Source organism: Carnobacterium sp. CP1 (assembly GCF_001483965.1).
Classification (GTDB): Bacteria; Bacillota; Bacilli; order Lactobacillales; family Carnobacteriaceae; genus Carnobacterium_A; species Carnobacterium_A antarcticum.
The window spans coordinates 1,286,144-1,301,023 of the sequence record NZ_CP010796.1 but is presented as its reverse complement, the minus strand read 5'-3'; the positions used below and the strand labels follow the sequence as shown (position 1 = coordinate 1,301,023).

11 protein-coding genes and 1 pseudogene are annotated in these 14,880 nt (G+C 40.0%); 6 read left to right on the top strand and 6 right to left on the bottom strand.

Annotated elements, in window-relative coordinates; all coding sequences use genetic code 11:
* Positions 1-2: 2 nt before the first annotated feature.
* Positions 3-1,658: pseudogene (locus tag NY10_RS06095) on the bottom strand (PTS transporter subunit IIBC); the annotation flags it as partial.
* Positions 1,659-1,968: 310 nt separating this feature from the next.
* Between NY10_RS06095 and mdxK the strand changes: the two are divergent.
* The 6 genes from mdxK to NY10_RS06065 all read left to right on the top strand — a co-directional run bounded on the left by mdxK (position 1,969) and on the right by NY10_RS06065 (position 8,676).
* Positions 1,969-4,254 (top strand): maltose phosphorylase MdxK, encoded by a 2,286-nt coding sequence (gene mdxK, locus NY10_RS06090; protein ID WP_058919129.1) that lies wholly within the window; start codon positions 1,969-1,971, stop codon positions 4,252-4,254.
* Positions 4,255-4,274: 20 nt separating this feature from the next.
* Entirely contained in the window at positions 4,275-4,946 is a 672-nt protein-coding gene (gene pgmB / locus NY10_RS06085; RefSeq protein WP_058919128.1) for a beta-phosphoglucomutase, read from the top strand.
* A complete protein-coding gene (locus NY10_RS06080) occupies positions 4,933-5,934 on the top strand; it encodes an aldose epimerase family protein (protein WP_082664199.1) in 1,002 nt (333 codons plus the stop codon). The genes pgmB and NY10_RS06080 overlap by 14 nt, the downstream gene beginning before the upstream one ends.
* A 78-nt stretch (positions 5,935-6,012) precedes the next feature.
* A complete protein-coding gene (locus tag NY10_RS06075) occupies positions 6,013-7,038 on the top strand; it encodes a LacI family DNA-binding transcriptional regulator (protein WP_058919127.1) in 1,026 nt (341 codons plus the stop codon).
* A gap of 385 nt (positions 7,039-7,423) precedes the next feature.
* Complete coding sequence (locus NY10_RS06070) at positions 7,424-7,876, top strand: immunoglobulin-like domain-containing protein (protein WP_058919126.1); 453 nt, start codon at positions 7,424-7,426, stop codon at positions 7,874-7,876.
* 38 nt (positions 7,877-7,914) lie between these two features.
* Positions 7,915-8,676 (top strand): GNAT family N-acetyltransferase, encoded by a 762-nt coding sequence (locus NY10_RS06065; RefSeq protein ID WP_058919125.1) that lies wholly within the window; start codon positions 7,915-7,917, stop codon positions 8,674-8,676.
* Between the two features lie 44 nt (positions 8,677-8,720).
* Here NY10_RS06065 and NY10_RS06060 read toward each other — a convergent pair whose 3' ends face one another.
* From NY10_RS06060 to NY10_RS06040, 5 genes are all read right to left on the bottom strand, one after another.
* Positions 8,721-9,428: an MgtC/SapB family protein gene (locus tag NY10_RS06060; RefSeq protein WP_058919124.1), complete on the bottom strand. Its 708-nt coding sequence runs from the start codon at positions 9,426-9,428 to the stop codon at positions 8,721-8,723.
* 167 nt (positions 9,429-9,595) lie between these two features.
* Complete coding sequence (locus tag NY10_RS06055; RefSeq protein WP_058919123.1) at positions 9,596-10,924, bottom strand: amidohydrolase; 1,329 nt, start codon at positions 10,922-10,924, stop codon at positions 9,596-9,598.
* A 3-nt stretch (positions 10,925-10,927) separates the two neighbouring features.
* A complete protein-coding gene (locus NY10_RS06050) occupies positions 10,928-12,634 on the bottom strand; it encodes an adenine deaminase C-terminal domain-containing protein (protein ID WP_058919122.1) in 1,707 nt (568 codons plus the stop codon).
* A 99-nt stretch (positions 12,635-12,733) separates the two neighbouring features.
* Positions 12,734-13,786 (bottom strand): ABC transporter substrate-binding protein, encoded by a 1,053-nt coding sequence (locus NY10_RS06045; RefSeq protein WP_058919121.1) that lies wholly within the window; start codon positions 13,784-13,786, stop codon positions 12,734-12,736.
* A 30-nt stretch (positions 13,787-13,816) separates the two neighbouring features.
* A complete protein-coding gene (locus NY10_RS06040) occupies positions 13,817-14,857 on the bottom strand; it encodes an ABC transporter ATP-binding protein (protein ID WP_058919120.1) in 1,041 nt (346 codons plus the stop codon).
* Between the last annotated feature and the right edge of the window lie 23 nt (positions 14,858-14,880).

Below are 14,880 nucleotides of genomic sequence, written 5' to 3'. Positions count from 1 at the left end.
CCTAAAGCATCCAGGATATCTGATTTCAAAACGTCCGCTTTCGGACCATAGACAGCTTGGATACCGTTATTTTTTTTGATCAACCCTAAAGCGCCTAATTTTTTCCAAGCAGATTCATCGCCGACGATTGCCGGGTCTTTTACTGTGACCCGTAAACGAGTCATACAAGCATCGACATCAGAAATGTTTGTCGGGCCTCCCAAAAGAGTGATGATGTCTTGAACCTGTGCACTTGCTGCTGGAACGGTTTTTCCTGTTGAAACAGCAGCTGAATCAGTGGTGTCTTCAGTCGAAGATTCATCAATATAGTTGCCTAAACGACCAGGTGTGGCAATTTTGAAACGGCCGATCAAGTAATAAGAAACAAAATAAGCAAGTCCAAAGAAAACGATACTGCTAAGGACAAAGTTGATGACATCCCATGTTAGGCCAGCATTGACCGACATTGGAACACGAGTTAGGAATTCCAAGTTTCCAAACGAATGAACACGTAATGGAATAAGGTCAGCTAAAGCAAAAGACATTCCTTGAAGCACTGCGTAAACAACGTATAAGAGAGGTGCTGCAAACATAAACATGAATTCAAGCGGTTCAGTAACACCGGTTAAGAAGACCGCAATAGCTGCTGAGAAAAAGATGGATTTGTATTTTTTGCGTTTATCAGCATCTGTTCGGCGGTACATAGCCAAAGCTACACCCATTAATGTTCCGCTGGCACCAATCATTTGTCCAACTTTGAAACGGGCTGGGATAATAGACGTTAATAAATCTTTATAAGCAGTCATATCGCCGCCATTTTTCAAATTGACTAAATCGCTTACCCAAGCCAACCACAATGGGTCTTGACCAAATACTTGAGAGCCTGCGTTTGCACCCGTCAAAATCGTATATGTTCCGCCAAGAGCTGTATAGTTCACCGGAATGGTCAACATATGATGCAGACCAAAAGGCAGCAAGAGGCGTTCTAGCGTTCCGTAAACGAATGGTGCTAAAACAGGAGCGGTATCAGCAGAAGTTGCGATCCATTGACCAAAATTATTGATCCCTGTTTGAACGACTGGCCAAACAAGAGCTAAGCCGATAGAAACGATCACAGACCATAGGATGACTACGAAAGGAACAAAGCGTTTTCCATTAAAAAAGGAAAGAGCTTCCGGCAATTTCCGGTAGTTGTAGTATTTGTTAAAAACGATAGCTCCCACAAAACCTGAAATGATCCCTACAAAAACGCCCATGTTTAAAGCAGGAGCGCCAAGGACAGACGTGAAGTAGCCGTCGACTAAAATTTCTGAACCAAATAATGTTTTGGTTGTAGCGCCTTCAGTAACCAGCATTTCTGCCGAGATACCAAAAAGAGAACCGGTAGTGACATTGATTAAAATAAAAGCTAACAATGCTGCAAAAGCTCCGCCGGCCCGTTCTTTAGCCCAAGAGCCTCCAATAGCAGCGGCAAAAAGAATATGCAAATTCCCAATGACACCCCAACCTAAACTTTCCATCACATTTCCTATGACGGCTAATAATTGAATATCGCCTCCGAACATGACGATCATTTTACCGATACTAATCATTAAACCTGCAGCAGGCATAACAGCAATAACGACCATTAAAGCCTTTCCAAGTTTTTGCCAAAAATCAAATGAAAACATTTTTTTCATTTTTGTTCATCTCCTCAAATAGAATAAATAATGCAAACGATTGCTTTAATTATAAGCACTAAAAAATAAAGTTGCAAGCGATTTCCGGAGAAGCGAATGAAATGTTAAAGTTGTTACCGGTAACAGATTATCTCATTAATTCGCCATTTTTGAAAGTTTTCTCTATAGTACTCTAGGGTAGTTAGAGATGGAATTTGAATTGAAATGAAATTGACAACGCAATCGTTTGCGTTTATGATTGCGGTAGAACATTAAAAAGTCTGCTGTACAGTTTAAGGTATATGAATAAAGCAGTTTGAGGAGGAAGAAAATGGAAAACAAACGATTATTTGAATTAGACGAATGGAAAATCAAAACACAAACTTTGGATAAAGAACAAAGACGGTTACAAGAAAGTTTGACCAGTATTGGAAACGGTTATATGGGGATGCGAGGGAACTTTGAAGAGCGCTATTCAGGAGATCATCATCAAGGCAGCTACTTAGCTGGTGTTTGGTATCCAGATAAAACGCGTGTCGGCTGGTGGAAGAACGGTTATCCCGATTACTTTGGCAAAGTCATCAATTCCATGAACTTTATCCAATTGGATTTGTTTATAGATGGAGAGCCAGTAGATCTATATAGCGACACCATTCATGAATTTGAAATGGAGCTTGATATGCAGACAGGAATTTTATCGCGTCGTTACATCGTTGAGAAGAACGGAAAGCAAGTACAAGTTGAAGTTGAACGATTTGTCAGTCTGGCTCAAAAAGAATTGTGTGCGATTCGAATGAATGTGACGAGTTTGAATGAAGCTGTTGACGTACGTTTTGTGCCAGGTCTAGACGGAAACGTGACAAATGAAGATTCAAATTACGAAGAAAAATTCTGGCTGCCGGTAACGGCAATGAAAAACACGTTGATTGTTGAAACAAAACCAAATGATTTTGGGATCGAGCAGTTTACAGTAGCTGCCACGATGTTAAATCGTACCTTTGGCGTTGAAAAAATCTGCGATACTGTATCGGACATGTGCGTCAATGAGGAATTTGTTGGAAAACTAGCAGCAGGCGAACAAGCGTCTATTGAAAAGCTGATCATTTTGACGACTTCACGGGATAGTTCAAAAGAAGAAGTAGGAACACGCAGCCAGGCGATGAGTGCTGGTTTGGATTCTATCTCTTTTGCAGAATTGAGAAAACAGCACGCTGACTTATGGCAAGAGCGTTGGGCGAAAGCGGATGTGGTCATTGGAGGCGATAGTGCTGCGCAACAAGGGATTCGCTACAATCTATTCCAATTATTTTCAACTTACTATGGTGAAGATGAGCGTTTAAACATTGGTCCGAAAGGCTTTACAGGCGAAAAATATGGTGGAGCAACGTACTGGGATACAGAAGCGTATGCTGTCCCATTGTACTTAGCGTTGACCGATCAACAAGTGACTAAAAATTTACTGACTTATCGCCACAATCAATTGCCGCAAGCTGAACACAACGCGCGCCAACAAGGATTAAACGGAGCACTTTACCCAATGGTAACGTTCACTGGAGTTGAATGCCACAACGAATGGGAAATCACATTCGAGGAAATTCACCGCAATGGAGCGATGGCTTATGCTATTTACAATTATACAAATTATACCGGCGATGAAAGTTACTTGGTAGATAAAGGGCTGGATGTTTTGGTTGGAATCAGCCGGTTCTGGGCAGACCGTGTCCACTATCACCAAGGAAAAGATCAATATATGATGCATGGAGTTACCGGTCCCAATGAGTATGAAAATAATGTCAATAACAATTGGTACACGAACACGATCGCGGTTTGGACACTGAACTACACATTGACAGCTTTAAAAAAAGCACCAAACAAAAAAGAGGCCTTAAATGTAACGAAAGCTGAAGTAAAAGAATGGAAAGCCATTATTGAAAAAATGTATTATCCGTATGATGCTGAAAAAGGTGTCTTTATCCAGCACGATACTTTTATGGACAAAGAATTGCGTCCGGTTACTGAGCTCGCTCCAAGCGAATTGCCTTTGAGTCAAAATTGGTCGTGGGATAAAATCTTACGGTCGCCTTTTATCAAACAAGCCGATGTTTTGCAAGGGATTTATTTCTTTAAAGAAGAATTTTCTCAAGAAGAAAAACAACGGAATTTTGATTTCTATGAACCGATGACCGTTCATGAATCGAGTCTTTCACCAAGTATCCATGCGATTTTGGCAGCCGATTTACACCGAATGGACAAAGCGGTTGAATTGTATGGCCGCACAGCTCGATTGGATCTAGACAACTACAATAACGATACGGAAGATGGGCTGCACATTACATCAATGACCGGCAGCTGGTTAACGATCGTAGAGGGCTTTGCTGGTATGCGCACAGCGAATGAAACATTAGCGTTTGCTCCATTATTGCCGACAAACTGGACTCATTATGAATTTCATATCAATTACCGGGGGCGTTTATTGAAAATCACAGTGACCCAAACTGCTACAACGATTGAATTAGTGACCGGTGCTCCGTTAGAGATGAAAATCTACGAAGAAACTATTTTGTTGACCAGCCAATACAGTTGTGCAACAAAAGCTGCAAAAGTAGCAGTACAGTAGGATAGGAAGGCGGAGAAAAGATGAAAGCTGTATTATTTGATTTAGACGGTATCTTGACAGACACAGCCGATTACCATTATCAAGCATGGAAGAAGCTAGGTGCAGAATTAGGAATTGAATTAGATGAAGCCTTTAATGAACAACTGAAAGGCATCAGCCGTACAGAGTCTTTAGCTTTGATCTTAGCTAAAGGCGGTTTGGAAGCACAGTTTACGGTTGCAGAAAAAGAGGCATTGGCAACGAAGAAAAATGAGGTCTACAAAAAAATGATCGAGCAAATGTCTGCTAAAGATATCTTGCCCGGAATCAAAACTCTATTATATGAACTAAAAGAAAAAGGCGTTTTGTTGGGATTGGCTTCAGCGAGCCAAAACGGTCCCGTTATTTTAGAAAAGTTAGGACTAGAAGAATTATTTGATACGATCGTGGATCCGGCTAAATTATCCGCTGGAAAACCTCACCCGGAAATATTTGAAACAGGGGCTGAGCAATTGAATGTGTCGGTTCAAGAATGCATCGGAATCGAAGATGCAGCGGCAGGAGTTCAATCCATCAATAGTGCCGGTATGGCAGCAATAGCTGTTGGAGATGAAACAACGTTGGGGGCGGCTGCTAAAGTCGTTGCCTCGACGAATGAGTTGACTGTGGATTTGTTGACCGCTGTCTGGGCTGAGTCTGTTGGAGTTCACTAAACGACGATTCGGTTGGATAGGCGATCAAGAAATAACAGAATACCAGCTGACAACTACTAAAGGGGCCATTTTTCGGTGTTTAAATTACGGAGCGGTCGTGACCGGTATTGAAGTGCCCGATCGAAATGGAAACTATGAAAACGTCGTGTTAGGTTTTGACACACTCGAAGAGTACATTCAGGACTCACCTTATTTTGGTGCGCTAGTCGGGCGTGTAGCTGGACGGATCAAAAATGGCACATGGGGACCGCATCAATTGACTCAAAATGAAGGACCGCATCATATTCATGGAGGACAATCCAATTTCAGTCAAATTGTATGGGATGCTGAAGTGAATGAAACTGCTGACTTTATCGATATTAATTTTACTCATACGAGTCCAGCAGGAGACAACGGGTATCCCGGAAATTTAACGGTAAAAGTAACTTATCGATGGACTGAAAATGCCGTTTGGGATATGGTCATTCAAGCAGAAACGGATACAAAGACATTGTTTAACCCAACGAATCATACGTATTTCAACTTGAGCGGGACAGTAAAACGAACTATTTTAGACCATAAACTACAAATTTCCAGTGATGTTTATGCTGAAGTTGGTACTGACAAATGTCCAACGGGAAGGTTGTACCCAGTTGATGGAACACCTTATGATTTCCGGAAGCCTATTTTTATGCGCGAAGCATTTAAAAAACAGCCTGCTGGTTATGATACACCCTTTAAGTTGACGACAGGAGACATACGGCTTAGCGAACCGGAAAGCGGCCGGAAAGTAGCGATTCGTACGACTCGAGAAGCAGTCGTTGTTTTCTCAACAACAGGAATGGATGAAGACTATCTGGTGATGGGCAAAAAAATGTGCAGTCATCTGGGAATTGCTTTAGAAACCCAAGAGCTGCCGGATGCTGTTCATCATCCTCATTTTCAATCGATCGTTCTGAAACCCGGGGAACGGTACTTTTCACAAACAACCTATCATTTTTCTGCTTGAAAAGGCTTGCCAGTCACTAGTTTCTAACTTATGATAAGAGAAAGAAACAAAGACAATAGAGGTTGAAGGAGTGAGCAGATGGCGATCACGATTAAAGATGTTGCAAAAAAAGCAGGTGTGGCGACTTCAACTGTTTCTCGAACGATTCAAGATCATCCCAGTATTAGCGAAAAAACGAAAAAAAAAGTTCGCTTAATAATGAAAGAACTTGGGTATCAACCTAATTTGGCAGCACGAGGCTTGGTAAATAAAAATACTCGAACGATTGGAGTTGTTTTGCCTGTATCTGACGGAGCGGCCTTTCAAAATCCTTTCTTCTTAGAAATGATCCGCGGCATCAGCAAGACCTGTAATGAGAAGAAATACATGGTGGCGATCGCTTCAGGAACAACGGAAGAAGAATTACTGGAAAGTATCCGAATGATGGCAAAAGGCGGTCGGGCAGACGGTTTTATCGTCTTGTATTCTAAAAAAGAAGACCAAGTGATCGATTATCTGCACCAAGAGAATTTGCATTACGCCATTATTGGAAAACCGTATCAGTATGAAAATGAAATCTTATATGTTGATAACGATAACCAACTAGCAGGAAAAGATGCAGCAAATTATTTGATTGGATTAAATCATCAAAAAATTGCTTATATTTGCAGCGATATAGATGAAATGGTTACAGCTGAACGGCTATCTGGTTACCAACAGGCCCTTTCGGCAGCGAATATAGTCAATGACCCAACTTATATTGTGGCAGAAGCTTTTAAAGACACAGAGCATAAGCAGCAGCTGGCTTCGTTATTTCTGGCTGACGAACACCCAACAGCAGTAGTGGCGAGCGATGATATAGTAGCCATGAGTCTGACACATTTATTGAAAGATATCGGATTATCAGTTCCAAATGATATTTCAATCATCAGTTTCAATAATTCTATTTTTGCCGAAATGATCCAACCAGCCTTAACTTCTATCGATGTCCATATCGACTACTTGAGCAGTCAAGTAGTGGAGAAATTGGTTGAATTCATTGAAGGCAGACAAACAATAGCGATGAAAGTTATCTTGCCGCATAAAATCATTGAACGAGATTCGTGCAAAAGCAGAATAGACTAAGTTCTAACATTTCCATCAAAGAACATTCTTATCCAAAAGAATGTTCTTTTTTCTATCCTGAATGAACAACTAACGGTATACTAATGAAACAGGGTTCTTTGTCAAATCATGTTGGTAATTATTAAGGGAGTGAACTATCCTCCGGAATTTACGTGTTTGCTTGTAAAAAGGCATGGGACTCGCCTGGATCCTCTTAGGGTCTCCAGGATTTCAAGCCTCAAACGAAGCGTAAACGCTTCGTAATTCGCATTGAATCCTCTACATGGCTACAAGCAAACCCTATCCCTCTGAAAATTTCAAAATTGTAGAATAGGAATACATTTATTTGGCTGATCCATGCCAAAAAGGATAGAACTTGAAAAAGATGCATAAGGAGGAAAAGAAAATGAGCCATGGGCCAAAACGAATAAAAATTGGGATGAGCTTGCTTTTCTTAGCGTTATTCTTAATGAGTTGTTCCAAACCGTTAGAGAAAACCCCATTGGACGATAAACAAATTAATCAACGGGCAGGTGTGAGCATGTCTGCCGAGCAGGAGGCTTATCCTGTTGGAACGGATCAGATAACCGTTTTACTAAAAAATAAGTCTGTGGAAGACTATTATTACGGAAAAGCTTTTTCGCTTGAAAAAGAAGTGGACGATCAATGGTTCGTGGTGCCATTTGAAGAAGACGTTGCTTTTATCGAAATTGCCATTCTTTTAGAATCAGGAGAAGAAACAACGGAATCGATTGATTTGTCTTTATTTAAAGGGAAACTTGCAGCTGGAAAGTACCGAGTGCTTAAAGAAATTGCTGGAGAAACCTTAACAGCAGAATTTTTGATTGAAGACAATTAATTAAGTAGAAAAAGCGAAAGAAAGCAGAGGATCAAAAGATGATAACGTTTAGCCAGATTGACCATCCCGGCCGATTAGTAAAAGAGTGTGACTTATACCAGCATTTCCATAATCGACAAGCTCGGTTTATGTACGATTATAATTTTATTCGTTTTAAAAAAATGCCGACAGTACAAGAGTTTAAAGCGATTGAAGATCAGTTTAAACAGTTTCATGCAGAACGAAAGCAAGAATTTATTAAGTTCTATTGGCCTGAAAACGAGCCTTTCCCAACAGATCTTGAACATTATTTACAGCAAGAGAATTATGAACAAGGCGTCCTTGAATTGTTTTTATTAGAACCGCAAGACTTTAAAGCTGGAAAGTTGAATTCAGCGGTAACGGTTGAATTTGTTGATGACGGTACTTTTGGCGATTACTTGCAGCTTCAATACCAGCAAGATATTGAAATCAGCACCGCTTTTGCTTCTCAAAAAAGCCAATTGCATCGGACGCGTTTTGAATCTAAAACGACGAAACAAGTTATCGCTTATTTGAAAGGCGAACCTGTAGGAGCCGTTGATTTGATAGAGGGTGCAGCAACCATTGAAATAGACAATTTTTTCGTTAAAACACACTATCAAAAACAAGGCGTAGGAACAAAAATACAACAATTTGTGATGCAGCAGGCAGAGGGAAAAACGGTTGTTTTAGTAGCTGATGCGGAAGACACACCAAGAGAAATGTACCTTAAACAAAACTACCAATACAATGGGTTTCAATTAGAGTCTTTAAAAGATTTTACGCAAACTAAAAAATAATCAGTTTAAAGCAAAAAGCTCTCTTTTTTAGAGAGCTTTTTGCTTTAATTGTCTTTTATTGTACGTATTCCGACAATCGTACTCACATCAGTTAAGTTTTCCACGATAGCAGTAGTAGTCAATTCATCGGGCAGACTGAGCGTGTATACCATTAAATAGACGTTTTTATCTTCTTTATGGGAATCGACGGAATAATCTAAATCCATTATGCTGACTTTGTTTTGATCAAAATAGTCTTTGATTTTTTTTTCGGTCTCTTGGCGTTTGAAATAACGGATTTCGATTTTTTTGAAGTCTTGCACGCGAAACAACTTTCTGATCAATCGTAAAACCAATAACATGATGATGCATCCTGTAAAAGCAATAAAATAATACCCCATTCCAACAGCGATTCCCAAGCTGGCAATCGCCCAAATGGAAGCGGCCGTTGTTAAACCGGTCACACTTTTCTTGGTAACGATAATCGTTCCGGCTCCTAAGAAGCCAATACCGCTGACGATCTGAGCGGTCATACGAGTGAGATCGGTATTTAAAATTTGAAGCAGATCCGGATTTTCTAAAGCCATTTTGACTGTTGTATACGTTGCTTGCGTTTGAATTAAAGCGAAGAGCGTGGAACCTACACAAACTAAAATATGCGTTCGAAGGCCCGCATGATGGCCCTTGGTTTCTCGTTCATAACCAATAGCACTTCCAAAAAGAATAGAAGCAAGCAATCGGCCGATAACTTCAAAATGATCTAATTCGAACATCGCTGTACACCGACCTTTCAAAATCGTTAAAGGATTTATTGGGTTGTCATTACTAAAGAATGAGTGGTTATGCTTTCATTATAAGTGGAAGAAAAAATTAGCACCAGTAAAAACGCTTTTTAAGGTGTCGGAAACCAATCGAAAAAGCGTAAAAGCAGTTTCTGAAATCATTCAGCTGCATAGATTTTGGCCGTTTTTGAAAAATCACCCATGTGTGAATAAAGAGTTTCTCGTAATGCAGCTAAACTATAGCGGATCAATCGTTTATTTCGAACGACTGCCTCGCCATTGATAAAGACATCTCTCACATTGCTCGCATTAGCGGAATACACTAGAACAGCATACGGATCAAACAACGGGAACATATTGACCGAATCAGTTTCAACTAAAACCAAATCGGCTTTTTTGCCAGGTTCCAATGAACCAACTGTATCATCCAATTTTAAAGCCCGTGCACCGCCCATGGTTGCTAAATCGACGATCTCTGCTGCCGGAAATGCCCCTCGATCTTTTAAGGTCGTTTTATGGAAATTTGCAAACAATTTCATTTGGGTAAACAAATCTAATGTGTTGCCGCTGCTGGGCCCATCTGTGCCAAGTCCAACACGAATGTTATGAGCCAACATGTCGTGGATGCGAGCAACTCCTTTAGCTGACTTTGTATTAGCTCCAATGCAATGGGCTACTGCAACATCAAATTTTTCCAACAATTCGATATCCAGATCCGTTAGATGAATACAATGAGCAGCAATCAAACGGCTATTTTCTTTTAAGAAACCGATGCTTTCAAGAAATTCTACAGGAGTCGTTTTATAGTGTTCGTTAAAATACTGCATTTCATAATCCATTTCACTCAAGTGCATTGTGATAGGAACATTGTATTTTTCAGAGAGACGGCAAGCTTCTAATAAAGCTTCTGGGCTATTTGTATTAGGGGCATGAGGTGCAATGGCTGGTGTGATCAATTTATGGTTCAACCATTTAGGAATAAATTCTTCCGCAACTTTTAGCCCGCCATAAACTTCAGTTGTATCGCATGTTTCGAAGTCAATAACGGTTTCGCCTAATAGTGCTCGGGAGCCCATTTCATCTGTCGCTACAGCCAGTTCGTTTTCAAAATAATACATATCCATAAAAGTAGTGACACCGGCTAACTGCATTTCCGCAATAGCGTATTTAGCACTATGGTAGGCTAACTCTTTGGTCATGCAGGCTTTTTCTAAAGGAAAGAGAAAGCGGCGCAAACGGTCAGGGGAATCGTCGCCTAATGAACGAAAAGGGATCATCCCAATATGAGTATGGCTATTGATCATTCCTGGCATAGCGATGGCGTGTCCACCTTCAATGATTTTATCGTAAGCTGCTTCTTTAGTTAAATCTTGCATTGAACCTACTGCTAGAATCTGATCGTCTTCTAAGAGAACGTAGCCGTTTTTGTACACGTCTTTTTTGTTGTTCATGGTTAAGACATAAACGTCTTTAATAAGTGTCTTCATTATTTAACCCTCCATTAATGGTATCAATTCTTGGGTTCGTACATCCATCATACCCACGTCTGTAATTTTAATATTTGGTGAAACGGGTAAGGAAAGGGTAGAAAAGGACATAATTTCATTAGCATTTTTGTATCCTAAAGCAACCATCCCTTGCCGTACTTCTTTTAATTGGCGGCCTAATTCTTGAATAGGCTTATCGCTTAAGATACCGCCGATAGGCAACGGGCAGGATCCACTCACTTGTTTGTCTTGGATGACCACATAACCGCCTTCCATTTCTAATAACTGGTGTTGAGCAAGCATCATATCTTCAGCGGCCGTCCCCATAACCATCAAATTATGATGGTCATGAGCCCAAGTGGTAGCAATGGCTCCTTTTTTGCTAATCGTATTCTCTACTAGAGCGTAAGCGATATTCCCATTTTTCCCATAGCGCTCCATGACCATTAATAAAGCCAGTCCGCTTGTTTCCCAATCCAAGTATCCGTCTTTAACAGGAATTTCGCGTTGAACATGTTCTGTAAACGTACTGGTTTCCTGAATGCGGATCACATTGCATAATACAGCATCGGAAGTTGAATTTACTGGTATTTTGAAGTCTTCCAGCGTTGTTTTTTTACAATGTAGTGAATGATAAAAGTTTTCAGGAAATTGCGGTTTTATTTCAGGATAGCCTATTTGTTCTCCTTTAGTATGGACTAATTTTCCTGCTTTGTAGACCGCCGAAATATCCAGAGACTTAACATCGTCCAACAAAATAAAGTCGGCGATAAAGCCAGAGGCAATAGCTCCGCGATCTTGGAATCCCATTCTTCTAGCTGGCGTATAGGTACTCGTATAAATTGCTTGTTCGACGGGCATGCCACATTCAATAGCCAGCTTAACATTTGCGTTTAAGTGACCTTCCAGTAAATCATCAGCCATAATGTCATCTGTAATAATAGCTAGGTACTCATAAAAGTTGTACTTGGCAATCAACGCTAGATTTTCTTTAGTGAGCGACTTCTTTTGCAATTCAATAAACATCCCCGAGCTGATTTTTTCATAAATCGATTCAGGGGTTTGGTGAGTGTGGTCGGCTGTGATGCCTGTAAACATAAACTTAGCCAAATCGATTCCTGATACTCTAGGAATATGACCTTCAAGAGGAAGGAAAGGTTTTAAAGTCTGGGTTTCACGCAATATTTGTCGAATCAGAGAGTCGGGTTCGCTGGTGATGCCTTTAAAATTCATGGCTTCCCCCAGAGCGATCACTCGCGGGTCAGCAAGCAGTTCGCGAACTTCTTCAATACCAATAGTGCCGCCGGTTGTTTCTAGTTTGGAAGTAGTTGAAGGAACAGAAGAAGGAATGGCATAAAAGATATCCATTTCTGTTTCTTCAGCAAGGAAAGCTTGGATCCCTTTGATTCCGAACACATTAGCGATTTCATGCGAATCAGCAACAATAGTCGTTACGCCATGTGTCAAGCCAACTTTCGAAAAAATTGAAGGAGGAATCATTGAACTTTCAATATGCAAATGAATATCGATTAGGCCAGGAATCATTGTTTTTCCTTTAGCATCTAGTTGTTCGAGAAAATCAAAATCCATTTCAGAAACTGGACTCAAATAAAAAAACTTACCATCTTGAATAGCAACATTTTTAAGTTCAAATGTTTTTAAAAAGGTATTGAATACATTGGCATTAGTTATCAGTAAATCAATCGTCATGGATAACAAGTCTCCATTCTAAGCGTTTTTTTGCTTTAGTTTACAATAGTTTTAAAGGAGAAAAAAAGATAACCCTGCAAAAGATTATCTTTTTAATCCTTATTGATTTAGTGTGTGGTTCCATTCACTGATCCAGTCTGCTAGATTAGCATTAACGAAATCAAAATTGAGGGATGTTGTGCGCTCAGCAACTTCACCATATGTTTTGTGTTGAGCTGTTTCTTCATCTAAGACAACAGAAGTATTCGTAGGAGCTTCGTTTAGCGACTCAGCTGTTTTTTCTTGCAACTCTTGGCTAATTCTCCAGTTGATAAACTCATAAGCCAATTCTTTGTTTTTCGAGTTAGTATTCACGTTGATCGTATTGTAGTTAGCGTACGTACCGGATTCTGGAAAAACATATTGAACAGTTGGATTCGCTTGAGAAATCAGCGGGTAAGCAAAGTCTCCGACTACTGCCGCTACAATTTCACCAGATTGGAATAAATTCGCTAAATCGGAAGACTTGCTATACGTTTTTAAAACATTCGGTGCTAATTCAGTTAAGCCTTTAAAAGCTCCTTTGCCTTTATCTGTTTCAATGTCTGCTTTTTTGTAATCATTTGCTACATACATCATGGCGGGTCCATAAGTAGTCGTGATATCTGGAATAGATATTTTTCCTGCTAGTGAAGGGTCCCATAAATCTGACCAATTCTCGATTTTCATACCAGCTGCTTCTTCATTGTAAATGATGCCGATACTATTGACGGTCGTTGCCGGACCAGAACCATCTGCCGATAGTTCTTTTGCCTTTTCACTTAATTCGTCCATATTTGGAACTTTTTCAGCATCGATTTCAGCAAACAGCCCTTTTTCATAGCCTTTAGCAGCATTGGATTGCGACAATTCGATTACATCTACTGTTGAATTCGGATTGTTTTCAAATTTTGTATACCGCTCTGAGCTGGTTCCAGTTTCCATAACGATTTTTACGTCGTGTGCTTCTTCAAAAGGTTTTATAATATCGGCTTCAATAATATCTTCGCTTAAAGCAAATGTTGAGACTACCAATTCTTTTGATTTGTTATCTGCGCTCTCGTTGTTGCTGCAAGCAGCCAGCAAACCTACACTCAAAAACGTTAACCCTACTAAACTCCATTTTTTCTTCATGATCAATTGAACTCCTTTTGTTTTTTTTAGTTAGACCAGTATCAATTTGTCTTCAGGTATGTGAAGCAGCAGAGTGTCTCCTGCTTGATAAGGAATGGTATGTGTGCCATTCACTAATAACTTTCCGAATGCTGTTTCAACTTCATATTGGTAGCTTTTTCCTAAAAAGGTTCGAACTAAAACTGTGCCGAGGACCGTATTTTCCGGCGGATGGTTTTGCGTAGGCAAAATGCCAATGTCTTCAGGTCGAATCGTGCCGGTTTGTTTGTTTTTTTCCCATTGGCGAGAGCTGTGAAAAAGACTGCCGTCATTGGTTGTATAAGTTTGACCATCGTATTTATGTAAATCAAAGAAATTTTCAAACCCAATAAAGCGTGCGACAAATTCAGATTTTGGATGGTTGTAAATAACTTCTGGTGTATCGTATTGCTCGATGACGCCTTTATTCATGACAGCCACTTTATCAGAAATCGAAAAACATTCTTCTTGATCATGAGTAACGAAAACCGTTGTGATCCCTAATTGTCGCTGAATGCGTTTGATCTCGATGCGCATGTTGATTCGTAATTTAGCATCTAAATTGCTTAAGGGCTCATCCAGCAACAATAGTTTTGGTTCGATAACGAGAGCACGAGCCAAGGCAACACGTTGTCTTTGGCCGCCCGATAATTGTTTGGGGTAACGGTCGGAAAGCTCTGCTAAGCCGGTTACTTCTAACATGTCCATTACTTTTTGTTCAATAACGGCTTTTTTTTCTTTCCGCAGTTTTAAACCGAAACCAACATTTTCTTTAATCGTAAGGTGTGGAAAAAGAGCATAACTTTGAAAAACCATGCCAAAATTCCTTTTATGAACAGGAACTTTAGTCAATTCAGCCTGATCAACAATGAAACTGCCATCATTAGGCTCGATTAATCCGGCGATAACCCGAAGAGTTGTTGTTTTACCACATCCTGAAGGCCCCAAAAGAGAAACCAGTTCTCCTTTTTCCAAAGAAAGGTTTAAATCTTTTAAAATATTGTCTTTTCCATCGTAACTAACCCGAATATCTTTTAATTCAACGAATGACATCGTTTTATGATTCCTCCTTATTA